Origin of the sequence: Superficieibacter sp. BNK-5, assembly GCF_047456055.1 — a bacterium.
GTDB lineage: Bacteria > Pseudomonadota > Gammaproteobacteria > Enterobacterales > Enterobacteriaceae > Superficieibacter.
Genome location: NZ_CP179893.1, coordinates 3671663 through 3696848, shown reverse-complemented (window position 1 = coordinate 3696848; position 25186 = coordinate 3671663). Strand labels below are relative to the sequence as shown.

28 protein-coding genes and 1 pseudogene are annotated in these 25186 nt (G+C 51.0%); 15 read left to right on the top strand and 14 right to left on the bottom strand.

The window, feature by feature from the left end; genetic code table 11:
- Positions 1-65 precede the first annotated feature (65 nt).
- The 4 genes from ACMGGS_RS17640 to ACMGGS_RS17625 all read left to right on the top strand — a co-directional run bounded on the left by ACMGGS_RS17640 (position 66) and on the right by ACMGGS_RS17625 (position 3624).
- Positions 66-647 (top strand): YrbL family protein, encoded by a 582-nt coding sequence (locus ACMGGS_RS17640; protein ID WP_414163707.1) that lies wholly within the window; start codon positions 66-68, stop codon positions 645-647.
- A 143-nt stretch (positions 648-790) separates the two neighbouring features.
- Positions 791-1303 carry a GNAT family N-acetyltransferase gene (locus tag ACMGGS_RS17635; RefSeq protein ID WP_414163706.1) on the top strand — a complete coding sequence of 171 codons (513 nt, stop codon included), beginning with the start codon at positions 791-793 and terminating at the stop codon, positions 1301-1303.
- Positions 1304-1756: 453 nt separating this feature from the next.
- Entirely contained in the window at positions 1757-2608 is an 852-nt protein-coding gene (locus tag ACMGGS_RS17630; RefSeq protein WP_414163705.1) for an aldo/keto reductase, read from the top strand.
- 26 nt (positions 2609-2634) lie between these two features.
- Positions 2635-3624 (top strand): aldo/keto reductase, encoded by a 990-nt coding sequence (locus tag ACMGGS_RS17625; protein ID WP_414163704.1) that lies wholly within the window; start codon positions 2635-2637, stop codon positions 3622-3624.
- A 10-nt stretch (positions 3625-3634) separates the two neighbouring features.
- Here ACMGGS_RS17625 and ACMGGS_RS17620 read toward each other — a convergent pair.
- Positions 3635-3775, bottom strand: a pseudogene (locus tag ACMGGS_RS17620) (LysR family transcriptional regulator); the annotation flags it as partial.
- Between the two features lie 52 nt (positions 3776-3827).
- On the bottom strand, positions 3828-5000 hold the full coding sequence (locus ACMGGS_RS17615) for an MFS transporter (protein WP_414163703.1): 1173 nt from the start codon (positions 4998-5000) through the stop codon (positions 3828-3830).
- 84 nt (positions 5001-5084) lie between these two features.
- On the opposite strand from ACMGGS_RS17615, the gene ACMGGS_RS17610 reads away from it, so the two are divergent.
- Positions 5085-5585 (top strand): Lrp/AsnC family transcriptional regulator, encoded by a 501-nt coding sequence (locus tag ACMGGS_RS17610; protein ID WP_414163702.1) that lies wholly within the window; start codon positions 5085-5087, stop codon positions 5583-5585.
- A gap of 59 nt (positions 5586-5644) precedes the next feature.
- On the opposite strand, the gene ACMGGS_RS17605 is transcribed toward ACMGGS_RS17610, so the two are convergent.
- Positions 5645-6883, bottom strand: coding sequence for an MFS transporter (locus tag ACMGGS_RS17605; protein ID WP_414163701.1), 1239 nt, complete (start codon positions 6881-6883; stop codon positions 5645-5647).
- Between the two features lie 250 nt (positions 6884-7133).
- Between ACMGGS_RS17605 and ACMGGS_RS17600 the strand changes: the two genes are divergently transcribed.
- Positions 7134-8462 carry a glycoside hydrolase family 10 protein gene (locus tag ACMGGS_RS17600; protein ID WP_414163700.1) on the top strand — a complete coding sequence of 443 codons (1329 nt, stop codon included), beginning with the start codon at positions 7134-7136 and terminating at the stop codon, positions 8460-8462.
- Between the two features lie 5 nt (positions 8463-8467).
- On the opposite strand, the gene ACMGGS_RS17595 is transcribed toward ACMGGS_RS17600, so the two are convergent.
- From ACMGGS_RS17595 to ACMGGS_RS17580, 4 genes are all read right to left on the bottom strand, one after another.
- A complete protein-coding gene (locus ACMGGS_RS17595) occupies positions 8468-9007 on the bottom strand; it encodes an RNA polymerase sigma factor (protein ID WP_414163699.1) in 540 nt (179 codons plus the stop codon).
- Positions 9008-9012: 5 nt separating this feature from the next.
- Positions 9013-9435 (bottom strand): hypothetical protein, encoded by a 423-nt coding sequence (locus ACMGGS_RS17590; protein WP_414163698.1) that lies wholly within the window; start codon positions 9433-9435, stop codon positions 9013-9015.
- 158 nt (positions 9436-9593) lie between these two features.
- Positions 9594-10325 carry a MerR family transcriptional regulator gene (locus tag ACMGGS_RS17585; protein WP_414163697.1) on the bottom strand — a complete coding sequence of 244 codons (732 nt, stop codon included), beginning with the start codon at positions 10323-10325 and terminating at the stop codon, positions 9594-9596.
- 182 nt (positions 10326-10507) lie between these two features.
- Positions 10508-11728: a diguanylate phosphodiesterase gene (locus ACMGGS_RS17580; RefSeq protein WP_414163696.1), complete on the bottom strand. Its 1221-nt coding sequence runs from the start codon at positions 11726-11728 to the stop codon at positions 10508-10510.
- Positions 11729-12058: 330 nt separating this feature from the next.
- Here ACMGGS_RS17580 and ycgZ point away from each other — a divergent pair, with 330 nt between their 5' ends.
- The 4 genes from ycgZ to ACMGGS_RS17560 all read left to right on the top strand — a co-directional run bounded on the left by ycgZ (position 12059) and on the right by ACMGGS_RS17560 (position 13915).
- Positions 12059-12298 (top strand): regulatory protein YcgZ, encoded by a 240-nt coding sequence (gene ycgZ, locus ACMGGS_RS17575; protein WP_414163695.1) that lies wholly within the window; start codon positions 12059-12061, stop codon positions 12296-12298.
- A 163-nt stretch (positions 12299-12461) separates the two neighbouring features.
- Positions 12462-12755 (top strand): hypothetical protein, encoded by a 294-nt coding sequence (locus ACMGGS_RS17570; RefSeq protein WP_414163694.1) that lies wholly within the window; start codon positions 12462-12464, stop codon positions 12753-12755.
- A gap of 27 nt (positions 12756-12782) precedes the next feature.
- Positions 12783-13061, top strand: a complete 279-nt coding sequence (locus ACMGGS_RS17565; protein WP_414163693.1) for a biofilm development regulator YmgB/AriR family protein — start codon at positions 12783-12785, stop codon at positions 13059-13061.
- Between the two features lie 182 nt (positions 13062-13243).
- Positions 13244-13915, top strand: a complete 672-nt coding sequence (locus ACMGGS_RS17560) for an HAD family hydrolase (protein ID WP_414163692.1) — start codon at positions 13244-13246, stop codon at positions 13913-13915.
- A 30-nt stretch (positions 13916-13945) separates the two neighbouring features.
- On the opposite strand, the gene ACMGGS_RS17555 is transcribed toward ACMGGS_RS17560, so the two are convergent.
- From ACMGGS_RS17555 to ACMGGS_RS17525, 7 genes are all read right to left on the bottom strand, one after another.
- Positions 13946-15184, bottom strand: a complete 1239-nt coding sequence (locus ACMGGS_RS17555) for a VWA domain-containing protein (RefSeq protein WP_414163691.1) — start codon at positions 15182-15184, stop codon at positions 13946-13948.
- Positions 15185-15303: 119 nt separating this feature from the next.
- Positions 15304-15879: a TerD family protein gene (locus ACMGGS_RS17550; protein WP_414163690.1), complete on the bottom strand. Its 576-nt coding sequence runs from the start codon at positions 15877-15879 to the stop codon at positions 15304-15306.
- A 58-nt stretch (positions 15880-15937) separates the two neighbouring features.
- Complete coding sequence (gene terD, locus ACMGGS_RS17545) at positions 15938-16516, bottom strand: tellurium resistance membrane protein TerD (RefSeq protein WP_176917384.1); 579 nt, start codon at positions 16514-16516, stop codon at positions 15938-15940.
- 39 nt (positions 16517-16555) lie between these two features.
- Positions 16556-17584 (bottom strand): TerC/Alx family metal homeostasis membrane protein, encoded by a 1029-nt coding sequence (locus tag ACMGGS_RS17540; protein ID WP_176917385.1) that lies wholly within the window; start codon positions 17582-17584, stop codon positions 16556-16558.
- A gap of 21 nt (positions 17585-17605) precedes the next feature.
- A complete protein-coding gene (locus ACMGGS_RS17535; RefSeq protein ID WP_414166306.1) occupies positions 17606-18061 on the bottom strand; it encodes a tellurite resistance TerB family protein in 456 nt (151 codons plus the stop codon).
- Between the two features lie 22 nt (positions 18062-18083).
- Complete coding sequence (locus ACMGGS_RS17530; RefSeq protein ID WP_414163689.1) at positions 18084-19253, bottom strand: TerD family protein; 1170 nt, start codon at positions 19251-19253, stop codon at positions 18084-18086.
- Positions 19253-19834: a TerD family protein gene (locus tag ACMGGS_RS17525; RefSeq protein WP_194205971.1), complete on the bottom strand. Its 582-nt coding sequence runs from the start codon at positions 19832-19834 to the stop codon at positions 19253-19255. Before ACMGGS_RS17525 ends, ACMGGS_RS17530 begins: the two co-directional genes overlap by 1 nt.
- A gap of 311 nt (positions 19835-20145) precedes the next feature.
- Between ACMGGS_RS17525 and ACMGGS_RS17520 the strand changes: the two genes are divergently transcribed.
- From ACMGGS_RS17520 to ACMGGS_RS17500, 5 genes are read left to right on the top strand one after another with little or no spacing between them, the layout of a single operon-like run.
- Positions 20146-21201 (top strand): ATP-grasp domain-containing protein, encoded by a 1056-nt coding sequence (locus tag ACMGGS_RS17520; RefSeq protein ID WP_414163688.1) that lies wholly within the window; start codon positions 20146-20148, stop codon positions 21199-21201.
- A gap of 48 nt (positions 21202-21249) precedes the next feature.
- Positions 21250-22389 carry a phosphoribosyltransferase domain-containing protein gene (locus ACMGGS_RS17515; protein ID WP_414166305.1) on the top strand — a complete coding sequence of 380 codons (1140 nt, stop codon included), beginning with the start codon at positions 21250-21252 and terminating at the stop codon, positions 22387-22389.
- Entirely contained in the window at positions 22382-23164 is a 783-nt protein-coding gene (locus ACMGGS_RS17510) for a hypothetical protein (RefSeq protein WP_414163687.1), read from the top strand. Before ACMGGS_RS17515 ends, ACMGGS_RS17510 begins: the two co-directional genes overlap by 8 nt.
- A complete protein-coding gene (locus tag ACMGGS_RS17505) occupies positions 23157-24230 on the top strand; it encodes a cysteine protease StiP family protein (RefSeq protein WP_414163686.1) in 1074 nt (357 codons plus the stop codon). The genes ACMGGS_RS17510 and ACMGGS_RS17505 overlap by 8 nt, the downstream gene beginning before the upstream one ends.
- Positions 24230-25186, top strand: a complete 957-nt coding sequence (locus ACMGGS_RS17500; protein ID WP_414163685.1) for an HpcH/HpaI aldolase/citrate lyase family protein — start codon at positions 24230-24232, stop codon at positions 25184-25186. The genes ACMGGS_RS17505 and ACMGGS_RS17500 overlap by 1 nt, the downstream gene beginning before the upstream one ends.

The window sequence follows — 25186 nt, the reverse complement described above, 5'->3', positions numbered from 1 at the left end:
GTCGCCACTGTTGGAATGCAACGAGGTGTTGTTATTTCCCATCGGCTAAGAGTCCAAAAACCATTATGAAGCAAGAGCTTGTGTTAACCGACGATGATTTGCTGGCCAGGGGCAACGATCGCTATGTCTTTCAGCATCCGCAAGACAGTAAGCTACTTATTAAGATCGTCATTCCTGGAATTGCAAAGTACAAAAGCAAGCAGCGTGAAGTTCACCGTGATATCAAAGAGTGCAAACCCCATAATGAGGCCGACTCGCTTTTTATGCAGAAAATTCTGGGGCTGGTCGAAACAAATAAAGGGGTAGGGCAAGTCATTGTAAAAGAGTGCGATGAACAAAATAACATCGCCCAAACCCTTTATCAGCTGGCAATGAACAAAGAGCTAGATGCACACAAGCTACAGAAGCTTAACGTTTTTTTAGCATGGTTCGTTAGCACTCGTGTGATTATTAACTCTCTACATTGCAAAAATATTGTCTATGCCTGGGATAGCACGCGTCAGGAGTATCGCTTTAAAGTCATTGATGGTTTTGGTGACAAAACGTTTTTCCAGTTGAGTAAAGTTTCAGGGGCGATACGCGATAAAAATAAAATTAAGTGCCTTAAGCGGATGCTCAGAGATTTGAACAGCCTCCAGCAAACTTAATGATGTCGGTTTAACATAATCTTATCCAGAAGCCCGGAGCGTGACATTTCCGGGCTTTGCTATCTTTAACACATCGATGATTTCCCGCTAGCGGGCCGGGAGATATAATAAAGAGCACATACCATTGCATTGCAGGAAAAACAATGCCCACCATTGTCACGGACCGATTGATTTTACGCCCCCAAATTATCACTGATTTCGCTGCATGGTATCCCATGTATGCCGATCCAAAACTCATGAATGCGCCAGGCTTCACGCCTGAAGAAGGCTGGAATCGCTTACTACGCAATATAGGTCACTGGGCCACCTTTGGTTATGGCATATTTGCGATCCTGCGAAAATCCGATGGCGTGTTTCTGGGAGAAACAGGCCTGGCAAATTTTCATCGGGATATCGACGAGAACTTCGGGAAGTATGCCGAGGCATCCTGGGTCGTATCGCAAACCGCCCAGCATCAGGGGATCGCAAAGGAAGCCGCCACCGCGGCACACACATGGTTTGTCAGCGCGTTTTCGCCAGTCAAAACGATCTGTCTTATTGCCAGGGACAATGTAGCTTCGCTCAACGTTGCTGAGCACATCGGTTATCAGGTGTATGACGAGTGCATTTATAAAGGAGCCGAGTGTCTGAAATTGGAATGCCTGTGGGAGAAGTGAAAAAATCCTGCCGATGACAGATGACAGATGACAGATGACAGATGACAAAGCAGGAAAAGCCACGCTGCTGAACAACAGAAGATAAGAGTAAGTAGACAAGATCTCGAGCGGGATTTTGCCATCATCAGAATCATTCGATGGTCGGTAAAGAGAAGAAGATGCCCAGATTGGCATGATTATTTATCCCTAACACTTTAGGTGCGCATAATGTATATTATGTTAAATGCGCTCAATTTGTAGTTAAGTTGATGAGTACCCAGAAACATTGGCCGATTCCTTAAGTATCTCAACTATCGATATATGAATCATCAACGTCGACTTTTGGCACAAAGCTAACCATCCCCTTCTCTCAATTAATGAACACATCTAATAAACCCTAGCTAATTATCCCACCTAATCGAATAAATCACTTTGCGTTATGCTTTTCCAACACAACAGCTGAAGGATAACGTCATGCAAACTGTAAAACTGAACAACGGTATTGAAATGCCCCTGCTGGGTTTTGGTGTCTTCCAGATGACGGATGCTGCGGAATGTGAAAGAGCCGTTATTGATGCCATCGATACGGGATACCGCCTGATCGATACCGCTGCGTCTTACCAGAATGAAACACATGTCGGGAACGCACTGAAACAAACCGGTATCGCCCGTAACGAACTCTTTGTAACGACCAAACTGTGGCTACAGGATACCAATTACGAAGGCGCTAAAGCACAGTACGAACGATCCCTGAACCGGCTGCAAATTGATTACGTTGACCTGTACCTGATTCACCAGCCTTACGGTGATGTCCATGGAGCCTGGCGTGCCATGGAAGAACTGCATCAGGCAGGAAAAATTCGCGCCATTGGCGTCAGCAACTTCCATCCAGACCGACTGGCCGACCTTATCGCCTTCAACAAGGTGACCCCTGCGGTGAACCAGATTGAAGTTAACCCCTTCAACCAGCAGCTGCATGCCGTTCCATGGAATCAAAGCCATGGCATTCAGCCGGAAGCCTGGGCGCCTTTTGCTGAGGGTAAAAATGGCCTGTTCCAGCATCCCGTGTTAACGGCAATTGGTCAGAAGTACGGCAAAAGCGTGGGTCAGGTTGTGCTGCGTTGGATCTTCCAGCGAGGCATCGTTTCACTGGCGAAATCGGTGCGCAAAGAACGCATGGAAGAGAACATCAACATTCTCGATTTTGAACTCAGCACTGAAGATATGCTGCAGATTGCCGCCCTCGACACCGCAACCAGCGCCTTCTTCTCACACCGCGACCCGGCGATGGTGGAATGGCTGACTGGCCGCAAACTTGATGTTTAAGTCGCGATAAAAGAGGTATTCATTCAATGCAAAAACGTTATCTGGGTCAATCCCGACTCGAAGTTTCCGCACTTGGGCTCGGTTGTATGGGCTTAAGCCACGGCTACGGCCCGGCGACCGATACGCGTCAGGCTATCGAGCTCATTCGCGCAGCGGTTGAACGTGGCGTCACCTTCTTCGATACCGCTGAAGTGTATGGACCCTTTCTTAATGAAGAGGTTGTCGGTGAAGCCTTAAAACCATTTCGTGACCGCGTGGCCATCGCCACTAAGTTTGGTTTTACTTTTGGCGACGACAACAAGCAGCAGATTTTAAACAGCCGTCCGGAGCATATCCGTGAAGCGGTGGAAGGATCATTACGCCGTCTTAAGACTGATGTCATTGACCTGCTGTATCAGCACCGCGTCGACCCGGATGTCCCGATTGAAGACGTTGCGGGAACCGTGAAAGACCTGATAGCTGAAGGCAAGGTTAAACATTTCGGTCTGTCCGAAGCGGGTGCGCAAACCATTCGTCGTGCGCATGCCGTACAACCTGTCACTGCCCTGCAAAGCGAATACTCCATGTGGTGGCGCGAGCCTGAACAGGAGATCCTGCCGTTACTGGAAGAACTGAGTATTGGTTTTGTCCCCTTCAGCCCATTAGGCAAAGGCTTCCTGACGGGCTCGATTAAGCCAGGAACTACTTTTGGGAAAGATGATTATCGCAGCATCGTACCGCGTTTCGCCGAGCAGGCGATTGAAGCCAACGAAAAGCTGGTCTCATTGCTGGGTGAACTGGCGGCAGAGAAAGGTGTGACGTCTGCACAAATCGCGCTGGCATGGCTGCTGGCACAAAAGCCGTGGATTGTTCCTATCCCAGGTACCACCAAATTGCACCGGCTGGAAGAAAACCTGGGGACTGCCGACATCATTCTTTCGCAAGATGACTCACGGCAGATAACCCAGGCGCTTGAAACGATCAAAGTCGTCGGCGAACGTTACTCTCCTGAGCATCAGGCTCGCGTGGGCCGTTAATACGGACCCGTTATTCCTGGTAGCGAAGCGCGTCGATCATCAGCGCAAAAGCGGGCGGATGCTGCTTACGGCTCGGGTAGAAAAGATAATATCCGGGGAAATATGGACACCAGTCCTGCAGAATCTGAATAAGCTCTCCTGACATTATATGATAGCGATAAAAAGCGCCCGCTTCTCTGTGGGCGCTCATCGTATACATTAAGTCACTCATGTATCGGCAAAATGTAACCTTTGCGGGCGCTTTGCCATGCCAGAAAAGCAAGACCTAGCGCAATAAAGGAGAGAATAGCCCCCGCCCAGTTCGGTGAGGCCAGACCAAAACCTGCGGCAATGGTCACGCCGCCAGCCCATGCACCCAGCGCATTTCCCAGATTAAACATGCCAATATTGACCGATGCGGCCATCGTGGGTGCGCCAGCGTGGCTGGCGCGTTCCATCACCAACTTCTGAATGGGCGAGACCGTCGCGAAGCCGAACGCCGCCATCAGGAAGACTGAGAGGCTTGCAATCCACCGACTTTCGACACCCGCCCAGAAAACCAGCAGTACCAGCCCCTGAGCGGCAAGCGTAACGAAAAGCGTGCCAAAAAGTGAGCGATCGGCGAAGCGCCCGCCTATCCAGTTTCCAACAGCCAGTCCCAGGCCAAACAGCACCATCAGCCCCGCCACGCCGCCTGCGGTGAAACCGGCCTCCTCAACCATCATAGGAGCAATGTAAGTGATGGAGGTAAAAAAGGCTGCCGGGCCGAAAATAGTGATCCCCATAACGAGCAGCACTTGCGGATCGACAAAGGCCCGCAGCTCGTTGCGTAAGGCAATGGCCTTGCCCTTCGCAATATGCGGAACCAGTACGGCTACGCTTGCCGTCGTCAGCAGCCCGATACCGGCAATCACCCAGAACACCAGTCTCCAGCTAAACGTCTGAGCAAGCCAGGTACCGGCCGGCACGCCAAGCAGATTGGCCAGAGTCAGCCCTGAAAACATAAAGGCAATGGCGCTTGCCTGACGACCTGGCGCTACCAACGAGGCGGCAATAATTGAACCAATACCGAAAAAGGCCCCGTGATTAAAGGACGTGATAATACGACCCGCAACCGCTATTTCCATCGTCGGCGCGATTGCCGTAATGATATTACCGACCGTAAAAATACCCGCCAGCGCGATCAGCATGGCCTTGCGAGGAACCTTTGCGCCCAGCACCGTTAACAACGGTGCACCAACAAAGACACCAAGGGCGTAGGATGTCGCCATCATTCCCGCTTTCGGGATACTGACACTAAATTCTGCGGCAATTTCCGGCAGGATCCCGGCAATGACAAATTCAGTCAGACCGATACCGAATGCGCCGACGGCAAGAGCGAAAAGTGCGATAGGCATTGCAACTCCATTAACTATTTTGTGGCTTAATAATATTAGGTAGAATGTAGTATATTCATACTTTCATTCAGACTGAGAAGCCCTGTGAGCACATTTGATAAAGAAAAAAATGGTATTCGGCAGACAAGGCATAAACCGGCAGAACTAGATGCTATTGACCGAAAAATATTAGGTGCCTTAGCGGAAGACACAGGCCGCAGTTACACGGAGTTGAGCGAGATTGTGAATTTATCGGCCCCCGCGGTTCACGATCGCGTAAAGCGACTGAAGCGCGATGGAGTAATCAAAGGCACCGTAGCAATACTGGATGGCTGCAAACTGGGACGGACGCTACTCACGTTTCTGGTGATCGATACCAGCAGCTATCAAGCGACGCGCGCCCTTCTGCAGTTCACCAGCCGCAAGGAAGTAGAAGAATTGCATACGGTTGCCGGAGACGGCTGCGTCTTTATTAAAGTACGCGCCGCCGATACCGAATCGCTGGAAAATTTCCTGATGGAGATTCAGAGCCTTGAGGGCGTACGCTCTGTGCGCAGCTATATCGCACTTTCCACGTTTCTGGAGCGCGGACCTTCACCTGACTAAGGCGTGCTGACCTTCTACCGTGTGGTGAAAAACGGTGGCCCTCCGGCGCTCAGAAGAACTCAGGCCACCTTTTCATTCTCCAGCTTCTGTCGTTTGCGCAAATGGGGAAATATCGTCATCCACACTGCGACAACCACTAACGTTCCAATTCCTCCCAATGCTGCTGCGGGTACAGCACCGAGCCATGCGGCCAGCACACCAGATTCAAACTCGCCGAGTTGGTTGGAAGTATTGATAAAAATTGCATTGACCGCATTGACGCGCCCGCGCATATCATCTGGCGTATCAAGCTGAACCAGTGCGCCGCGGATCACCATGCTGACCATATCGAAACCACCGAGCGCGACCAGCGCCACTAATGACAGCCAGAGCTGGGTGGAAAGCGCAAATATCAGCGTCGCCAGTCCAAAGCCTGCCACTGCGCCAAACATAATGATCCCGACATTTTTCTCCAGCTTGTGACGGCTCAGCCACACGCCCATCAACAGCGCGCCAACGGACGGTGCGCCGCGTAGTAATCCGAGTCCCCACGGACCGGTATGCAAAATATCCTGAGCAAAAATAGGCAACAGCGCAGTCGCTCCGCCAAGCAGTACGGCGAACAGATCAAGAGAAATTACGCCCAGTACATCTTTACGCTCCCGGATAAACCGTACGCCAGCAAACAAATTGGTTAAATTCATCGGCAAACGAATCTGTGCGGGACGTTCATAGCGCAGCTGGCTGACCAAAATGATGGAGCAAAGATAAAACAGCGCCGACACGCCATAGACAACTTCCGGCCCAATCACATACAGCAACCCACCCAGTGTGGGTCCAATAATCACCGCAGCTTCACCGCTTACCGAACTGGCGGCCATTGCTCGTGCAAGAATCGGCGGGGGTACCAGTGACGGCAACATTGATGTCATCGCGGGCCATTCCAGGGCTTTCGCCACTGAAATTAAAAAAACCAGACCCCAAATCTCGAATTGATCCGCCCAGTGCAGCAGCGTCAGGGCGACTAATCCCAGCAAAGCGCCCCACTCTATCAACTGTCCAAGAAGCACAATCCGGCGGCGGTCGAGTTGATCTGCCAGATGCCCGGCTGGTAGCGCCAGCAATACTGAGGGTAAGAATTGCATCAGGCCGATCATACCGAGCGCCATCGCGCTATGTGTTAAGGCATAGATCTGCCAGCTGACGGCGACGGAAAACATTTGAAAACCGAACGATGAGCAGGTTCGGGCCAGCCAAAAAGCAACAAACGACCTGTGCCGCAGCAGAGAGTCATCTGTTGCAGAGTCTTGTAATCCCATATTCATCCCATTAAAAATGTGCTTTCGGCTGACGTCATAGCATTAGCCTGATAAGAAGTTAGCAACTTAACCCTTATTAAACATAGGGCTAAGCTATTTTTAGCATCGAATTAACAATATCAGCCCCGCAGCAGACTGTCATTGGCTGGATGGGTCTGCATTTCGCAATTGCTCGCATTTCCTGCTTGTAAGTTTGCTTCACCAGAGGCCTAATATCCTGATTATAAACGTTGAAACTACCGGACTTCGCATGGCCTCCCATTGCCTTAAGGTTCCTTTCATTAAGCGGTTGAGTGTGCTGGCTTGTTGCGCCCTTTTCCTTGCCAGTTGCTCGTCTAAAACGCAAAAATCTGTCGTTACTCCCCTTCCTCCGGTAGCGAAACAGCCGTTGCCAGGAAAATCGCCGCAGGATCAGGCACCCGTGCGCGGGGTCTGGCTGGCAACGGTCTCCCGTCTCGACTGGCCCCCGGTGAACTCAATCAATGCCAGCAGCGCTGAGAGCCGCAACCGCCAGCAGCAGAAAGCCTTAACCGATAAGCTGGACGAGCTTAAAAGCCTTGGAGTGAATACCGTTTTCTTTCAGGTGAAGCCGGATGGCACCGCACTCTGGCCGTCTAAAATATTGCCCTGGTCGGATATGCTCACCGGTAAAATAGGTCAGGATCCTGGCTACGATCCGCTTCAGTTTATGCTGGATGAAGCCCATAAACGTGGGATGAAAGTGCATGCCTGGTTCAATCCCTATCGTGTGTCGGTAAATCTTAAACCTGGCACGGAAGCTGAGCTCAACCGAACGCTATCCCTGCATCCGGCAAGTGTTTTTGTTCTGCATCGTGACTGGGTCCGTACCTCAGGCGATCGCTATGTGCTCGATCCAGGGATCCCGGAAGTCAGGGACTGGATTACCAGCATCGTAGCGGAAGTGGTGGCTCGATATCCGGTCGATGGCGTTCAGTTTGATGATTATTTCTATACCGAATCTCCCGGTGCAACGCTTAACGACAATGAAACGTTCCGTAAATACGGTCAGAGCTTCGCGTCGAAGGCTGACTGGCGGCGAAATAATACCGAGCAGTTGATTGAACAGGTCTCACGTGCGATCAAACAACTGAAACCCGGGGTTGAGTTTGGCGTCAGTCCCGCGGGCGTCTGGCGTAATCGATCTTTCGATCCGGCAGGCTCCGATACCCGTGGAGCGGCAGCCTACGACGAATCGTATGCCGACACCCGCCGCTGGGTTCAGCAGGGCCTCCTTGATTACATCGCCCCGCAACTCTACTGGCCCTTCTCCCGCAGCGCGGCACGTTATGATGTACTGGCTAACTGGTGGGCGAACGTGGTGAAACCTACCAATACGCGACTGTATATCGGCATTGCATTATACAAAGTCGGTGAGCCGTCAAAAAAAGAACCTGACTGGATGATTGACGGCGGCGTTCCGGAGTTGAAGAAACAGCTCGATTTGAATGAGGCGAATCCGCAAATTAACGGCACGATTTTATTCCGTGAAAGCTATCTACATCAGCCGCAAACGCAGAAAGCCGTCTCTTATCTGAGGAGCCGCTGGGCGCACCAATAGTACAATTAACCTTCAATCAGTTGATCATAAAGGCTGTGCAATCTTACACGCAGATACAGCACAGCCTTATGTTTGCGTGACAATAGTGTTTGGCAGCTCAGACCGGTTTCTTCCGCCAGTTGTTTAACGCTATATCCCTGCAATTCAGTTTTTACAAACGCCTCGCGCTGTGCGGGAGGAAGTTCAGCGAGCGCCTCCTCCAGTTCCTCCCAAAACAGCGCGCTTAAATAGTCATCCTCAGGCGTCTGCGGTACGCCAAATAAGGTGGCTTCAAGTTCACTTTCCGTAAAATCAGCGTCACTATCGAGATCGGACAACGACAGTTCACGTTTTTTACGCGACCGGTCCGTCATTTCATTACGCGCTGCACGAAACAGCCAGGCGGCGATGTTTTCCACCGGCTGTTCTATTTTCATTAATTGATAAGTGACTTCCTGCAGAACATCGTCTGCCTCATCGCGCACTGCCATGCGGCCACGAATAAAGGCTTTCAGTCTGGATCGGCAGGCGTTTAGCGCCGATACCAGTATTGACTCGTTCTTCATTGGGCTTACTCGCCTGCTGACTTTTCTTCAGACGGTGAGGATGTTTTCTCGCTATCATTATGATGCCGGCAACCGCCAAAACGAGAGCGATGGCCAAAACCGGCGCGACGCTGCTGGATAAATTCCTCACGCTGCTCCGGGGTCATATTCATCCAGCGTTCATGCATGCGGCGATGCTCTCGCATCATGCCGAACATGCCAGGGCGCAGCCCGAGTCCGCCAAAAAGAATGCGGCATAATATCAGTAGCCCAAGCGCCTGCCAGAAACCAATCGCTGTCACCCCGACAATGCCTGGAAGCAATGCATTCCACAGCGTCATGACCACCACGCCCAGCAGGACGAACAGTGCTGCACCGATGATCGCCGGCTTACCCATGCGGTGTCTGCTAAATCGATGTCCGCGACCGTGTGAATCGAAATCTCTCATGATGTACTACCTCTTTATGTTAATGAAACGTGTCTGTAATGAGGTAGACGAATGACGAAGGGAAATATTGCTAAAAAAATGAAAATGATTTGCGAAAGGTAATATGTATTGAGGAAACTCGTTGTTAATAAAGAGAAAGGGTTCTAAGCCCTTTCTCTTTAAACGCCATGATAAGTAACGGCAAAGCCCTGCTCCTGCCAGTGAGCTAGCTGCTCATATTGTCTTCGTGACAACGCTTTGCCTGTCCATAAAAAAATTTGCTGTCCGGGAAAGAGTTCCGGCCTCGGTGAGTCAAGGGGTTCGGCCAGTACGGTAATATGCCAGCCGCGCTGAGAAAGTCGCCACGCCTCCAGCCATAATCGGGTATGGTCATCACTTCCCCACCCAATCAGTAATGCCTCTTTGCCCTCTTTCTTGCGCGCCTCAGAAAGGCATGAAACCGCATAATCTATCAACATTCCATCCAGTAAGCTGCACATTGTACGGGCAGTGTGTTGATCGAGGCTCAGTTTCTGACGGACAGGCACGAACACGTTATCGATAAGGTTTTCTGCTGAATGTTTACGTCCTATTTCAACTATTTTGGCGCGGAGGCTGACGGGATGAACATGACGCAATATGCTCATCATCTCTTCCTGAAGTGATGCCCAACCGTCATGAGCAGCAACCGCATCCCCCTCAAGCAACGCTTTTACCTTACCGACGGGCACACCGCTGTCCACCCAGCGTTTAATCTCTTCAATACGCTGAATATCGTCTTCATCGAACTGACGATGCCCGCCTGTGCTACGTTGAGGTTTAAGGAGACCGTAACGTCGCTGCCACGCCCGTAATGTCACGGGGTTGATTCCACATCGTTCAGCTACATCACCAATGCTGTAAAAAGCCATTCATACTCTCATACTTAAAACCGGGGTGTACAAGTTTAGGCTAGCAATTCACCATGGGTTGTACAAGTTTTTTTATTGTACAACGTGAAGTTGCTGGTCTGTACAAAAGATGCCTTAACCGCAGGCGTAAAAAAAGCTGCTGATAATGCTATCAGCAGCGTTTATTTTGACGAGGATAACGGTTAAAAGTTGGTTTTCTTTTCTGGCCAGAACACAGCGGGAACGGCCCCTAACGCTGGTTTCGCAAAAAGATGGCCCTGAAACAGTGAAATCCCCGCGGACTCCAGCCACATCCACTCCTCTGCCTTTTCGACGCCTACGGCAGTGATAGAGATTTCAAGCGATGTACAGCATTTGATAATGGCCTGAATAATGGCCTGACGCGGACCACTTTTATGCACATCCTTGATCAGATCGCGGTTTATTTTGATGCGGTCAGGTTGGAACTGCGCGAGAAGTGAAAGTCCGGCAAACCCCGCGCCAAAGTGATCGATGGCGACCCGGATGCCGGCTGCTTTTAACTGCCTTACCGCATCAGTGAACTCATCAAGACGCGAAATGATTTCGCTTTCAGTGAAATCGACAATAATCTGCTCCGGAACCAGCCCATTCGCGTCTATCTCCGTTAGCAGAAAGCTCACCGCGCCGGGGACATTGACCAGCGTCATCGGCTGCAAATTAACCGTCAGCGTCTGCTCCCCGAGATTCAGCGCCGCAGCCATTGCGAAGGCCACCTTTTTACTGTGAAGGTCCGCCTGGTAAAGCGCATCGCCGCTCAGGGATGCAAAATAAGTCTGCGGAGAAGCACCCTCGGGAGTACGAAGCAAGGCTTCAAGCGAGACGATTTCCTGGGCGAGCGGATCGATGGTCGGCTGGAAAGCGAAACTGCACTCTTCGGTTAAATCAACCTTCAAATCATGCGGTAGCACGGCATTATCATCGGAAATAAAGTCCCAGGAATCACCGGCGGGAATTTCGAAGTAGTTCTCTTTTTCCCGCGCCTCGACGAAGGTACGGAAGAACTGCAGCGCGCGGTCATCATAAATTAACTGATATTTAGACGTCCCTTTATCCAGCACGACCTGGAGCACTTCATCCCTGTCATGTTCGCGTAAATCAAAGAGTTCCATCCCGGCTTTACCAAAACGCCGTGAGGGTGAATAGTCACGCAGTAGCTCAACGACGTTGTAATGGCGATCATCCTCGCAAATGTGGCGATAAATAGTGTTTACGCTCTCCTGCGGGCCTTCAAGCAACTGGAAAAAATGGGTGCCATTAAACAGCAGAATACCAGTGACGCCTCCGTGGCTGTTCTTTTCGTTTGCCGCTGTAACCATCTCCTCCAGCGCTTTGTACGGGACGTTATCGCAGAAATGGCTGCGGTAAATGATTGTGGTGAGCATGAAGATCTCATAGGCAGGATGAATGAACCGCCACACTAGCAGATCCTCGTTTTTGAATCTTGCACTACTTGAGTATTTTCTTACTTTTTTCTGACAATCTGGTTACCTGATTGGGGTATTAACGGGCCGCGATGAGTAAGTTTTTAAACTGTACAACTCAGAAAAAAAACTAAGCATCAAAAAAATTTCATTAACTCCATGTAATTAAACAACAAAAAAGAAAAGCGGTTATGTTTTTTAATAATTGTACAATTATCTATGTACAAGTTTGAAGATTTTGTATAACTTTAGTCGTACTTGATGTGACAAAATATTTTACAGGAGTGACATATGCAGCAGAATGGTTACATTCCGGATACCGCTAATGCCATTGCCCGTTATTTCAATAAAGCCGCCCTGCCTTCTCAGCAGGAAACCTTAGGTGAAATTGTACGGGAGATTCTTACCGACGGACGCAGTCTAAACCGCAAAGCGATCTGTACCAAATTGCTTAAGCGACTGGAAACCGCTTCCGGCCCGGAAGAAGAAAACCATTATCACAAGCTGATTGGTCTGCTGTTTGACCGCTGAGGTTGATCGGCCCTGAATTACAGAAGCCCTTTTTTAAGTCAATTCGGGCGGAGGACTTATGCTTCATAAAGGACCGACGATCATCAGAGGACCTCTTCCAGCAGAGAACTGACTTTATGCCGCGCTTCCCAACCGGGACTCAGTGGCAATTAGAGATGCAGTTATGAAAAGAAGTGAAACAGAACAACTGACAGACGAGCTTATTGGCGAGGCAGTGTTATCTCTGCTGGTCGATAATAGTCCAATCAATAAACAGTCGTTGATTGCCAGGTTGCGGTCCATTGAGGCCAGTGAGCCTGACCGCCAGCGACGAGACATTCTTGCGAATATTATTACGGAAATCAGTGATAACGCAGGACGTAATAAAACAACACGTGAGCCGTCACAATGGGGCGGAGATAACGTTCATCAACTGTTTGGTACTGACCAGCAGTCTGGTAAACGCAAAAATCACTGATAACCTTATAAATCGCGGAGTAAATACATGAGCCAGGTTATGTTGCAGGAACGAGAAAGTTACGAAGATTTGCCTACCCTGGCGCTGACTCAGTATTTCCGTACTGCTGGCGATAGACTGGTGGAGGAATCCGCGATGCTCGGTGCGGCTATCAGAAGCATCATGGACTCGCACGGTGAATTGTCGAATAAAGCGATCATCCAAAAACTTATCTCTTTTCTGGAAACCAATGATGATGTGGTGACCGCCGACATCATTCGCAAGACTCTGGAAATCATTGTCGATCATACGATAGATGACATCTGAGCTGCCGGATAGCGGGCGTGATATTATCGCGCCCCAGGCAAACATTCCCCTCCCTGCCTCCACGATTTAAACAATGCTTCGCACGCAATAATTTGAGATGATATCAGCATCTTCGCTAAGGTCAGGAGTATCGCTTCGGTACCTTTGATAAATGCCACTATCATTGAGAGTCAAACGTTTTTATGGAAACCACACACGCAAACGTTCTGTCCGTCTTCGATTTTGATGGAACCCTCACGCGTCATGACAGCTTCATCCCGTTTCTGCGTTATGCTTTTGGCAATCGTTTTTTTATTCGCAATATTGCCAGGATGACCCTGCCTGCGCTGCGCTGCATGCGTCGCAAGCTAACCCGGGATGAACTGAAAGAAGTGTTGATTACCACCTTTCTGACCGATATTGATGAAAAATGGCTGCGTGCAAAAGCGGAAACATTTTGCGAGCTGTACTGGGATCGGTTGATGCGCTCCAGTGGATTACTGGCGGTCGCTTCAGAACGGATGTCCGGTGCTGAAGTCACCTTATGCTCGGCGTCCCCTGAACTGGTGTTGCAACCCTTTGCGGATAAACTGGGGGTAAAACTGATCGGAACTCAGCTTGAGATCCAGGACGGCAAGCTGACCGGCCGGATTAGCGGACATAACTGCCGGTGCATTCAAAAAATTAACCGGCTCGAAAGCGTTTATGGACCGCTGGCCGACTATCATCTGCGGGCCTGGGGCGATACCCGTGGCGATTACGAACTCCTTACCGCCGCCAGAGATGCCCACTGGCGTCATTTCCACCCGGCCTGGAAACGCCGCAAGTCGCCGCTGGAAATGCTTAAAGCCAACCAGCAAAACTACAATTTGTGATGATATCGCCCCGATGTCGGGGCGATATCGTTACAGAATACGCAATGACATAGCCTGATCGTGCCAGTCCCTGAACTCTTCGAGCAGTAAATCATACAACTGCTCATCTTTCATTTTTGCAAAATCATCAATCGCAAAGAAATGGCTGTTATCCACCCGCCGCTCGGTAAAGGTATCCAGTTTTTCGAGAATGCCGTAACTTGAACCACCGAGGCCAACAAATTTCCAGAAGATAGGCCCTTCCGCAGAACGCCGAATCACCTCTTTGATTTCCCGTGTTTTACTTATGCCGCCATCGGTAATAAAGACCACAAACACCGGCAATGTGCTTCCATGGTAGAAATCGACAATCTCATTCATCACCGGCGGTTCGTTATTCAGGCCACCCAGACCGGGCAAAATTTCCAGCATCGTGCTGCGGGATGCGCTCTGAATACGGGAGATATAGCCATCGAGATTATCAAGCGAGACATCCGGGTACTTTTTGTGCCGCTGGGCAAATCCCCATACATCCATCGCGCCATCGTCATCAAACTGGACGGCCAGAACGGCAATACGATCCAGAACGGACTGAACGTTGCCTTTTTTAAACTGCCCCTTCATTGAGCCTGAGGCATCCAGCACAAATGCCACGCGGGCCTGAAGAGACTCCAGCTTATGCTTCGTCAGACTCACCGTTGCCGTTTTCGCAAGGCTGACCAGACGCGGAGCTTTCTCCTGAAGTTTTTTCTCCAGGCTGATTTTGACCGGCACTGATTCGGCTGCCGGAGCGGCAACATCAACCCCATAATGACGCGCCAGCGGCTCCAGACCACCGTTAAAGCCCTGCCCGACAGCCTTTAGCTTCCACTGCCCCTGATAGCGATAAATCTCCGCCACGATCAATGCCTTTTCCTGACGACCGTTAACATCAACATCAAATTGAGCCAGCTCACCCGCCGCGACCGATAACTGAGCCAGCTGTCCCAGCGCATCTTCACCGTCGATGACGACCGTCAGGGCAATCTTGTGGATACGTGGCGGTACATCATGTAACCGGAGTCGAAAAGTGGCGCGTTGAGGTGAGAGGTCCATCTGGACCGCACCGTCTGCCGATTGCAGATTATTAAAGAAGATAAAGTCTTCATCCTGCGCCACCCTGCCGTTTTCTCCCAGCAAAAACGCGGAGGGATCGAGATCGCTGCGAAAGGAAGCGTTCCCCTGGTAATGAAGCGTGAGGGTGATATCTAAAGTGGTAATAACCGTATTTTGTCCTGCCTGAAGTTGCATGCACGTTCCCTTTTCGTTTGCCGGCAAAAAAGAGAGCACTTCGGATGCAGCTGAAATGGCGCTGTTTTTTGCGGACCAGGGAAAAAGCCCGGACGGATGCCGGGCTTCTGAGACTACTTTTAGATGTTCACACCGTGCTGAGAGGCCAGCGCACTCAGACCACCGGCAAAACCCTGACCTACCGCTTTGAATTTCCATTCGTTACCATGGCGGTAAAGTTCACCGAAGATCATCGCGGTTTCAGTCGACGCATCTTCAGAAAGATCAAAGCGAGCAATTTCAGTGCCGTTGTCGTTGTTGTAAACGCGCATGAAGCTGTTGCTCACCATGCCGAAGTTTTGTTTACGCGCTTCAGCATCATAAATCGTGACCGCAAACACCAGTTTTTTGACGTTCGCATCAACTTTAACCAGTTCGATTTTGATCTGCTCATCGTCGCCGTCGCCAGCACCGGTGCGGTTGTCGCCCTGGTGCTCCACTGCGCCACACGGGCTTAATTTGTTGTTGAAGAAAATAAAATGACTATCGGACAGCACCTTGCCATCTTCGCCAACCATAAACACTGAGGCATCCAGGTCAAAATCCTGACCATCAGTGACGCGAGCATCCCATCCAAGACCGACCATGGCAATGTTCATGGTTGGTGCTTCTTTAGTAAGGGATACGTTACCGCCTTTTACGAGAGAAACTGCCATTTTTAGCTCCTGCTGTTAATGATGGAGCTGCATTTGCAGCTCCGGTAGATAAGGATGATCAGGACGCGTTGATGCCGTACTGAGCACATACAGATGCCAGACCGCCAGCATAACCCTGGCCGACGGCACGGAATTTCCACTCACCGCTGTGACGATACAGTTCACCAAACAGCATCGCCGTTTCCGTAGACGCGTCTTCGGTCAGATCGTAACGCGCGACTTCGGTCTGGTTGTCATTATTGACCAGACGGATGAACGCGCCGGAAACCTGGCCAAAACTCTGGTGACGAGCCTGCGCATCGTGGATAGTGACTACGAAAATAACTTTATCAACGTCTGCCGGCACGGTATCCAGTTTCACGATCAGCGACTCATCATCACCGTCGCCTTCGCCAGTACGGTTATCACCGGTGTGAGTCACTGAACCGTCTGCGGACTTCAGATTGTTATAGAAAATGAAGTCTGCGTCACCGCGTACTTTGCCGTTTTGGCCAAGCAGGAATGCAGACGCATCGAGGTCAAAGTCCTGACCATCAGTAGAGCGAGCATCCCAGCCAAGACCAATCAGGACATTTTTCATTGCCGGTGCAGCTTTGCTTAAGGATACGTTGCCGCCTTTAGAAAGAGAAACGCTCATAAAAAATCCTCACTGGTTACGTTTTAAGATAGAAATTATTTACTCTGCATCCGCTTTTTCCGGGAACAGCACGCTGGCAATGATCCCGATAGCCAGTACCACCAGAACCACGATCAGGCTGGTTGTGGCGGAAAGACTGTAGCCATGATGCCAGATATGGTCGGAGGCATTAAGACCCAGTTTGGCTGCGATAAAGAACAGCAGCACGATAACTGCTTTTTCCAGATGCGTCAGATACTGTTTCAGCGCCTCAAGGACAAAGTAAAGAGTACGCAGGCCCAAAATGGCAAACATCATCGCACTGTAAACAATCAGTGGTTCACGGCTAACCGCGATGATTGCCGGGACGGAGTCAAAAGCGAACATCACGTCAGACAGCTCAACAACGGCGACGCAGAGCATCAGCGGAGTGGCATAAAGCGCCGCTTTTTTAACCCGTCCCACGACGATATCTTTGTTCTCCGGTTTTGCCAGTTCGGTATCCACTTCTTTCTGCGTCAGCAAAAAGGCGTGGCCGGAAAGCTTTGGCCAGATCGGGAAGAAGCGTCTGACCATACGGTAGGCAAGATGCTGTGAATAGTCTTCGACCTCCTCTTCATCACCACCGCTTTTCAGCATCATGACCGCCGTCCACGCCACCACAACAGCGAAGATCAGTTCGACGTATGGGCCGAGGGAAAGCAGACCGGTCCCGATAGCAACAAAGATACCCCTGAAGACAATGGCACCAATGATCCCCCAGTACAGCACGCGGTGACGATAGCGGTCCGGTACCGCAAACCATGAGAAGATCGCCATCATGACAAACAGGTTGTCGACGGAAAGCACTTTCTCAAGCGCATAACCGGTCACGAACAGGCTCGCCACTTCCGCACCGTGATGCACGTACAGAAAACCAGCAAAAGCCATCGCCACAATGACCCAGAATACCGACCATAACGCCGCGCTTTTCAGCGAGATCGGCTTGTCATGGCGATGCATGAAGAGGTCAATAAAGATGGCACCGACTGACAATGCAATAAATACAGTGACAGTTTCAGCCGGAAATCCGATATGTGTAGAAACCATGTTTTACCCTTTACAGAAAAATCAGAGGCCAAATTCGGCAGGCTCGAAGCCTAACGCAATGGCAATTTCACGAACGGCTTTCTGCTCATCAGGATCAAAATTACCGTCGCTCTTACCTACGGCAATACCTACCCGAATAGCCAGTTGCGCGGCTTCAGGCTGATCTTTCAGAGCCAGAATGTATTTCATTGTTTCGCCTTTACCGATTTCCATATCAAAGTCAAAACTTGAAATTAGTTTGTTAAAAAACTCGATAACTTCAGTGGTATCAAAGACTTTTAGTTCGTCGGATGAACGTAAGAAGCCGATCATCTTCTGCTTTTCTTCAGCACTCACGCCATCGCTGGCAACCGCAATTCGTGCACAGACGGCTACCGTCCCCTGCATGAATTTTTTGTTTTTAAACCGGCTGACCTGCTTTGTCAGCTCTTCACGGCTGGTATTAAATGCACCTTTAACTTTATTGAAAAAACTCATCACTCTGTCCTCAGCATTAACGTTATTTTGAACCCGTCGTCCAGCGAAAGCCCCAGCCGAAAGCACGGTCCATCTCCTGTTGTCCTTTAAAGAACTGATTAATACGCTCGATTTTAATTGCGCCGTTTTCGTTAACCAGACGCGCAATAGCGCACAGCGTTCGCTTGTTATCACCTTCGGTCAGACGCGTTTCAATCGGTGGCTGTTCAGGGATATGGAGGGTGACAATACCATCCGTTTTATCCCAGCTGGGGGCGCCCTGATAGATAAAGGTATAGATCAGCACTTCGCTAATATTCTTCCATTCGCGGCCATTAACATGGATCCATTCCCCGTCACTCACATCGCCGGTGCGATCGTCGCCCTGAAGCTGAACATAAGGGTGAGAATGGTAGGAACCAAACATGTTTCCCAGCGCCTGAACAATGGTTTTCTGCCCGTCACGCAGCTTGATAAACGCACCCAGATCGAGATCGATGCCTTTATCTCCGCCAAACATGCCCAGCAGGCCGGAGGATTTACTGCCCCGATGCCAGTTCAGGTTGATGCGGATCTCACCAAAGTTGTCCTGCTTGGCAAGGCTGATTGCCGGTTTCTCTTTGGTTAATGAAACCTTACTCAGGCTTATTTTGCTGGCCGGAGGCGTGGGCGGTACGGGCGCAGGCGCTGGAGATGGGGTTGGGGTTGGGGCTGGCGAATCCGCAATATCAACACCGAAATACTCGGCCAGCGGTTTTAACCCACCGTTGAATCCCTGAGAAATAAAGCGGAATTTCCACTCCCCATTACGACGGTATAATTCGCCCAGAATTAACGCCGCTTCCGTACGGCCATTGAGATCCACATTGCCACTGGCGACCGGCGAACCTGCATGGTCGACCTGAATGGCAAGACTTCCCAGACCTGATACTTTCTGAACGCCTTCGCAGGTCGCCGTGAACGCCACTTTCTGCACGTCCGCTTTCAGGTTGTTGAGATTAACGATGAACGTGGTGTTATTACCTTCATTCGTCAAACTAATAGTACCGTCGTCATTACGCGGCTGACCGTAAAAAACCATGTCAGGATCGCCCTTCACTTTTCCATCGGCATAGAGCCGGAAAGCAGAAGTATCGACAGGCGAACCGGAAAGGATACGCACGCGTAACTCGCCGTTCGGAACGGAGGTGTTACCTCCTGGGCTTAGATTCATTAGCGTACCACCGTAGCCACAATTTCTGGCAGCATGTCGTCAATTGTCCGTCCACGGCAGGCATTGCCCAGCGCCGTGAAATCCCAGCTACCGCCACTACGGCGTAGCGAGGCAATAACAATACCGGTGTGGCTGCCCTGCTCGGAAAGCGCGTAACGCGCCAGCTCTTTGTTCGCCTGGTCCACGACGCGGCAGAACGCATTTTGCACTTCATTGAAGGTCTGGCCGCGGAAGCTGTTTACGGTAAACGCCAGATACTCCACCTGCGAAGGCAGCTTCGTCAGGTTAACATTAATGACTTCGTCATCGCCGTCGCCCTCACCCGTTAAATTATCACCGCTATGAACTACAGAACCGCAGCGGGAACTAAGCTGGCGGAACCAAATGGTATCTATTTTATTGCCGCTCGCGTCCAGAAGAATACAACTTGCATCCAGATCGATATCACCAGAGCCGCCCAGAAGACCGCCAAAGAATCCTTTTTTCTTAATGGGATCCCAGCCAAGTCCAAACTTAAGCTGACTAAGTGAAGAGGATTCTTTACTGAGCGACACCGTCTGATTCTTACTTAAAGAGACCATATATTTTCCTTAACAAGGGTTAACTGAAACGACACTTCTGGTTGAAAAAATCCATCAGCAAGAAAATCATATCATGATGTAGTTCACTCACAAGATAATTTTCTTAAAAACTTCACTTCAACTAAATAAGCCATTGATAATATTATTTTTATATTTTATAACCCCCTATATTTAGGGGGTGAGAGTTAAAAATTGCCTTAACTATTGAAGGTGTGAATGCATAATGATTTAAAATCATAATATGATTGACAATGCACCAGACCATAAATAGACTGCTGGGATCCTCCTCTATTTAAGTGTTGACCCGTAAAATGAAAAATAAAATATGGTTTATGGAAGGTCTTTCTTCTCAACGGGATCTCATTCAAAGTGTAAATGATTTTTCCCGCGCGTGTGGTAAACCAGTCACAATCTATGCTTCGCATCGTAATGAAAGAAATGAAATTTTATCGTTGGCCCATTTTTCTTTAACTGAACCAAAAGATGCCGATCGGCGTTTGGCATTTATTGAAGCTATAGTAAGAGAACACGGGATCAACGTTATTCATACTGGCCGCCACAGCCGATGGTTCGAAACTCACCGTCAGGCGATTGAATCGACTGGCGCAGCGCTGACGACGGGCGCATCTGGTGTTGATGACATAGACATTGCCGATGACAAAGTGACATTTGCTCAGCTTATGGAAAAGAACGGGCTGCCGGTCGTTCCCTCACTGCGTATCACCACACTGAGTGAACTGAAAACACAGCTTGCTCACGCACCTTTTACCTCATCACAACTCTGTGTCAAACCGGTGAAAGGGATTTATGGAATGGGATTCTGGCGCGTAGATGACGCGGTATCGCCCATGACAATGATCAACTATCCCGAACGTCGTCAGATTACGACCTGGCAATACCTTGCTGCCTGCGAGGCCGCCGAGGCTTTTGAACCGCTGGTGCTAATGCCTTACCTGCCGGGGCCGGAATACTCGGTCGATATGCTGGTAAACAAAGGCAAGGTTCTGGCCGCCGTGGGACGACGTAAAGAAGGCGCGCTCCAGTATCTCGAAAATACAGGTGAGGCTTACGAGCTGGCGCTGGCCTGTGCAGCCGTTATGAAAGCGGATGGGCTGGTCAACGTGCAAACGCGCAACGACGAGAGCGGCAAGCCCGTCCTGCTTGAGATCAACATGCGTCCTTCGGGCGGTATCGGTTATACCCGTCACAGCGGTGTTAACCTCGCGGGGCTGTATGCCGGTTTCAAACTGGGTTATCTCAGTGAACGCGACGTTCAGTCTGAGGCGCAGGCACGTTTTAGTCCAGCCACCGTGCGTGCCATGACAGAGGCGATTGCTTACCACGCTACGCTGACCAATGCACTGTGATGCAGACGCGATTTATTTACCCCATCATGTTCAGGACGTAACGCTATGATGAATACTCACGACGCCAACGTTTATCGTCGCACTCTGACCAGCGGAACCATCAGCGTCACCCGCCATAAAGGCGTAGCTGCGCTTGAATCATTATTTGATATTGCCGAGCGCCGTAATCCGAAGAGAGCCTTTTTATTCGTCAGCAAAGTGCTTGGCCGACATATTCCAGTCTCACCGACCATAATGCGCTCCGTCTTCCGCCAGCTCAGCGAGCTGTTTCCACAGGATCTTCCTGGTCCCGTCCTGTTCATCGGTATGGCCGAGACGGCGGTCGGGCTGGGTGCCGGTGTCTTTGATGAACTGAGAGAACGCGTTGGCGATCCGGTTTATCTGACCTCCACACGTCATCCTGTTGACGGCGAACTACTGTGCGAATTCAAAGAAGCACACAGCCATGCCACCGATCACCTGCTCTATCTGCCCGCGGATCCTGAGATGCGTCGCCGCGTTGAGCAGGCGCAGACGGTGGTGCTTATTGATGATGAAGCGACCACCGGAAATACCTTTATTAATCTGCTGGCCGCGTTGCGCAACGATGGCGGACTAACGTCGCTGCGTCAGGTGGTCACCGTAACGCTGACCGACTGGAGCCATGATGCGCTGGAAGCAGGCTGCCCGCTCCCCGTACACTCTCTTTCTCTGGTGAGCGGTCAATGGTCGTGGGAACCCGTTCCCGACGCACCGGTGCCGGTGATGCCGCAGGTCAATGTCACTGCAACGGGCACCTACGCGCCGTCCGGTAAACAAACCTGGGGGCGGCTGGGAATGATGAAACCCGCTGCCGATCTGGCCCCTGACGTTACCGTTAAGCCGGGAGAAAAAATCCTCGTGCTGGGGACCGGCGAATTTGTATGGGAACCTTTTTTGCTCGCAGAGCGACTGGAAGCCATGGGCGCAGAGGTGAAATACAGTTCCACCACCCGCTCGCCTATTGCCACCGGTTTTGCCATTCAGTCCGTCCTTTCCTTTACCGACAACTACGGTCTGGGGATCCCCAACTTCGTGTATAACGTTGCACATCAATCATTCGATCGTATTTTACTCTGCGCTGAGACACCGGCTGAGAGTATTGACACCCTGCTGCTCACCGGTCTGAAAAATGTCGCTGACTCCGTAGAGATTATAACTTATGAATAAACCCGTTTTTCTTTCCGACCTTGATGACACGCTGTTTCAGACCCGGCGCAAAATGATTAATGAGCTGGATCTGGAGCCGTTTCGTACCGGTGCGCTCGATCGCAGCCTGCAACCGCGCAGTTTTATGACCGAAGAACAAGCGATGCTGGTCGACTGGTTGCTTGAACACGCGGAGCTTATCCCGGTCACCGCCAGAGGCACGGAAGAAATTAGTCGGGTGCAGATCCCCTTTCATTCATGGGCTATCACCACCCACGGCGCGGTGATCCTGAATGCCGATCGTCAGCCTGATGAAGAATGGAAAGCGCATATGCTGGGCCGCTTAAAACCCTATGAGGAAAAGCTGACCTCTATGCAGCGCCAGATCACCGAGTTGATGGACGCCAGAGGCATTAATGCCTGGGCACGACTCAACTATGAATATGGCGATGTGCCGGTATATCTGGTCATGAAACATCGCGACAGCACTCGCCTTGATGAACTCAACGCTATTGGTGATGAAATCGAAGCCCTCTTCTCGACTAACGGCTTTTATATCCACCGCAACAGTAACAACATTGCCTGGCTTCCTGAACCGGTAGAGAAAGGGCTGGCGGTCAACTGGCTACTGCAAAAATTACGCGCAGAGCGCGGCGTTTTCCCGGTCATCGGCCTCGGTGATAGCCTGAGCGATCATCGTTTTATGAAACTTTGCACCTGGTTCGGCGTTCCGCAACAAAGTCAGTTTGCCGGGGCTATTGCGCAATCACTTTTTGGGGATCACGATCATGCGTGAAGACACGATTTTCTCAGGCTCTTATCTGCCTGAAGATGTTCACTTTCTTCTTCAGCCGGTAGAAATGGAAATGACGCCGGTAGAGTTGAAAGAAGAATATATTCAGTCCGGCAAAAAGCACTATTCAGAAATGCTCAGTCAGGAACCTGAACCGACGCCGTGGCACATTGACCTGTTTCGCCGTTCGCTCGATCAGGGGGCGGAGCGTCTCGCAACTGAAGTGCAGCAACTTGCCAACGCCCTGGTGGCACAGTTCGGTGATACCCCCATCGTACTGGCAAGTCTGGTACGCGCGGGCGTGCCGCTGGGTGTAATGTTACAGCAGGCGCTGCGCGAGATGGGCCGAACCTCTTTTCATTACGGCATCAGTATTATTCGCGATCGAGGCATCGACACTGCCGCGCTGGACTGGATCGAATCCCGCCACGGCACCGACGGTATCGTCTTTGTAGACGGCTGGACCGGAAAAGGCGCGATTACCGGCGAATTGATCAAGTCGCTAAAAGGACGTCCGGGCTATCCGGCTATGCCTCGTCTCGTCGTCCTGGCCGATCCCTGTGGCCGGGCCTGGCTGTCGGCCAGCGACGATGACTGGTTGATCCCCTTCGGTATTATGGGCGCGCCCGTGTCAGGACTGATTTCTCGCTCGATCTGGACGCAACAGGGTTTTCACGGTTGCGTCCAGTGCGATCATCTCGCCGCCTGGGAGTGCAGCCGCACGCTGGTCGACACCGTAGCGGAGCAGCGCCGACGCCTGCATGAGGTCCCGGCGCTGTCCCTGGCGAGTGTTGATAAAGCTCAACTGCGCGAAACCAGCGATCGGGTCGTCAACACGTTGGCCAGCCGTTACCAGGTAGACAGTATTAACCGTATTAAACCCGGCATCGCTGAAGCGACGCGAGCGGTGCTACGCCGGGTGCCCGATCACGTATTTGTTCGTGCCATAGACGATCCTGATGTGGCGTTACTTGTCGCGCTGGCGCAAGACAAAGGCATTGCGATCGCTGAGGTTGGCGATGCTATCGGGCAGTATCGCGCCGTCACCATCATTAAGAAGGTGCTTTGATGATGAAACGACTTTCTCCCTGGAATCTTGGGGCAACGCTGTATATGCCTGCCACCCGCACGGATATCGCCGAGGCGATCCTGAATGTCAAAGTCGAGGGGCTACGGTCGCTGGTGATCTGCCTTGAAGACGCTGTCAGCGAGGAAGATGTTCCTTCCGCGCTCAGTAATTTGCAGGTTCTGCTTGATATACTGGCCAAAGCTAAAGCCACTGACGGCAGTTCTCACTGGCCGCTGGTATTCATCCGCCCACGAGACGTTGAGATGGGCGCGAGACTGACTCAAACGATGAATCTGAGTCCGGTTGACGGGCTGGTGCTGCCTAAGTTTACCCTGGCATCGTTACCGGCATGGTGGGAATTCATTCAGCATACCCATTTATGCATGATGCCGACGCTTGAAACTGAAGAGGTTTTCGACGTAGAGCAAATGCGCCAACTGGCGGTGTCGCTGCTTGACCATCCCTGCCATCAACGGCTTATCGCACTGCGTATTGGCGGTAACGATCTCATGAACGTGGTCGCCCTGCGTCGTCCGCGGCATCTCACGCTGTACGATGGCCCGATGGGCTATGTCATCAAAATGCTGGTCTCCGTCTTTGCCACCCGCGGTTTTGCATTGACTGCGCCCGTTTGTGAGCACATCGACGATCACGACATTATGGACAAAGAACTGGCGCTCGATATGGCGCATGGCCTGGTAGGAAAAACGGCAATTCATCCCAATCAGATCAGCAAAATAGAGGCGGCGTTGAGAGTATCGGACAACGATTATGCAGACGCATTGCGGATCCTGAACTCCTCACAGGCGGTTTTTAAATCGCTGGGTGCCATGTGTGAGCCTGCAACGCATCGCCGCTGGGCGTCAGCGGTCCTGGAGCGTGCTCAGGTCTATGGCATTATTAGCGAACGCGAAAACGGCGGCATTGTCCGGGTTCCGCTGTCGCAGCAGAGCTGA

What these genes read in the sequence shown, in the direction of transcription:
- ACMGGS_RS17640 (WP_414163707.1), top strand. Translation starts at nt 66, where the DNA reads ATGAAGCAAGAGCTTGTGTTAACCGACGATGATTTGCTGGCCAGGGGC.
- ACMGGS_RS17635 (WP_414163706.1), top strand. Translation starts at nt 791, where the DNA reads ATGCCCACCATTGTCACGGACCGATTGATTTTACGCCCCCAAATTATC.
- ACMGGS_RS17630 (WP_414163705.1), top strand. Translation starts at nt 1,757, where the DNA reads ATGCAAACTGTAAAACTGAACAACGGTATTGAAATGCCCCTGCTGGGT.
- ACMGGS_RS17625 (WP_414163704.1), top strand. Translation starts at nt 2,635, where the DNA reads ATGCAAAAACGTTATCTGGGTCAATCCCGACTCGAAGTTTCCGCACTT.
- ACMGGS_RS17615 (WP_414163703.1), bottom strand. Translation starts at nt 5,000, where the DNA reads ATGCCTATCGCACTTTTCGCTCTTGCCGTCGGCGCATTCGGTATCGGT.
- ACMGGS_RS17605 (WP_414163701.1), bottom strand. Translation starts at nt 6,883, where the DNA reads ATGGGATTACAAGACTCTGCAACAGATGACTCTCTGCTGCGGCACAGG.
- ACMGGS_RS17600 (WP_414163700.1), top strand. Translation starts at nt 7,134, where the DNA reads ATGGCCTCCCATTGCCTTAAGGTTCCTTTCATTAAGCGGTTGAGTGTG.
- ACMGGS_RS17595 (WP_414163699.1), bottom strand. Translation starts at nt 9,007, where the DNA reads ATGAAGAACGAGTCAATACTGGTATCGGCGCTAAACGCCTGCCGATCC.
- ACMGGS_RS17590 (WP_414163698.1), bottom strand. Translation starts at nt 9,435, where the DNA reads ATGAGAGATTTCGATTCACACGGTCGCGGACATCGATTTAGCAGACAC.
- ACMGGS_RS17585 (WP_414163697.1), bottom strand. Translation starts at nt 10,325, where the DNA reads ATGGCTTTTTACAGCATTGGTGATGTAGCTGAACGATGTGGAATCAAC.
- ACMGGS_RS17580 (WP_414163696.1), bottom strand. Translation starts at nt 11,728, where the DNA reads ATGCTCACCACAATCATTTACCGCAGCCATTTCTGCGATAACGTCCCG.
- ycgZ (WP_414163695.1), top strand. Translation starts at nt 12,059, where the DNA reads ATGCAGCAGAATGGTTACATTCCGGATACCGCTAATGCCATTGCCCGT.
- ACMGGS_RS17570 (WP_414163694.1), top strand. Translation starts at nt 12,462, where the DNA reads ATGAAAAGAAGTGAAACAGAACAACTGACAGACGAGCTTATTGGCGAG.
- ACMGGS_RS17565 (WP_414163693.1), top strand. Translation starts at nt 12,783, where the DNA reads ATGAGCCAGGTTATGTTGCAGGAACGAGAAAGTTACGAAGATTTGCCT.
- ACMGGS_RS17560 (WP_414163692.1), top strand. Translation starts at nt 13,244, where the DNA reads ATGGAAACCACACACGCAAACGTTCTGTCCGTCTTCGATTTTGATGGA.
- ACMGGS_RS17555 (WP_414163691.1), bottom strand. Translation starts at nt 15,184, where the DNA reads ATGCAACTTCAGGCAGGACAAAATACGGTTATTACCACTTTAGATATC.
- ACMGGS_RS17550 (WP_414163690.1), bottom strand. Translation starts at nt 15,879, where the DNA reads ATGGCAGTTTCTCTCGTAAAAGGCGGTAACGTATCCCTTACTAAAGAA.
- terD (WP_176917384.1), bottom strand. Translation starts at nt 16,516, where the DNA reads ATGAGCGTTTCTCTTTCTAAAGGCGGCAACGTATCCTTAAGCAAAGCT.
- ACMGGS_RS17540 (WP_176917385.1), bottom strand. Translation starts at nt 17,584, where the DNA reads ATGGTTTCTACACATATCGGATTTCCGGCTGAAACTGTCACTGTATTT.
- ACMGGS_RS17535 (WP_414166306.1), bottom strand. Translation starts at nt 18,061, where the DNA reads ATGAGTTTTTTCAATAAAGTTAAAGGTGCATTTAATACCAGCCGTGAA.
- ACMGGS_RS17530 (WP_414163689.1), bottom strand. Translation starts at nt 19,253, where the DNA reads ATGAATCTAAGCCCAGGAGGTAACACCTCCGTTCCGAACGGCGAGTTA.
- ACMGGS_RS17525 (WP_194205971.1), bottom strand. Translation starts at nt 19,834, where the DNA reads ATGGTCTCTTTAAGTAAGAATCAGACGGTGTCGCTCAGTAAAGAATCC.
- ACMGGS_RS17520 (WP_414163688.1), top strand. Translation starts at nt 20,146, where the DNA reads ATGAAAAATAAAATATGGTTTATGGAAGGTCTTTCTTCTCAACGGGAT.
- ACMGGS_RS17515 (WP_414166305.1), top strand. Translation starts at nt 21,250, where the DNA reads ATGAATACTCACGACGCCAACGTTTATCGTCGCACTCTGACCAGCGGA.
- ACMGGS_RS17510 (WP_414163687.1), top strand. Translation starts at nt 22,382, where the DNA reads ATGAATAAACCCGTTTTTCTTTCCGACCTTGATGACACGCTGTTTCAG.
- ACMGGS_RS17505 (WP_414163686.1), top strand. Translation starts at nt 23,157, where the DNA reads ATGCGTGAAGACACGATTTTCTCAGGCTCTTATCTGCCTGAAGATGTT.
- ACMGGS_RS17500 (WP_414163685.1), top strand. Translation starts at nt 24,230, where the DNA reads ATGATGAAACGACTTTCTCCCTGGAATCTTGGGGCAACGCTGTATATG.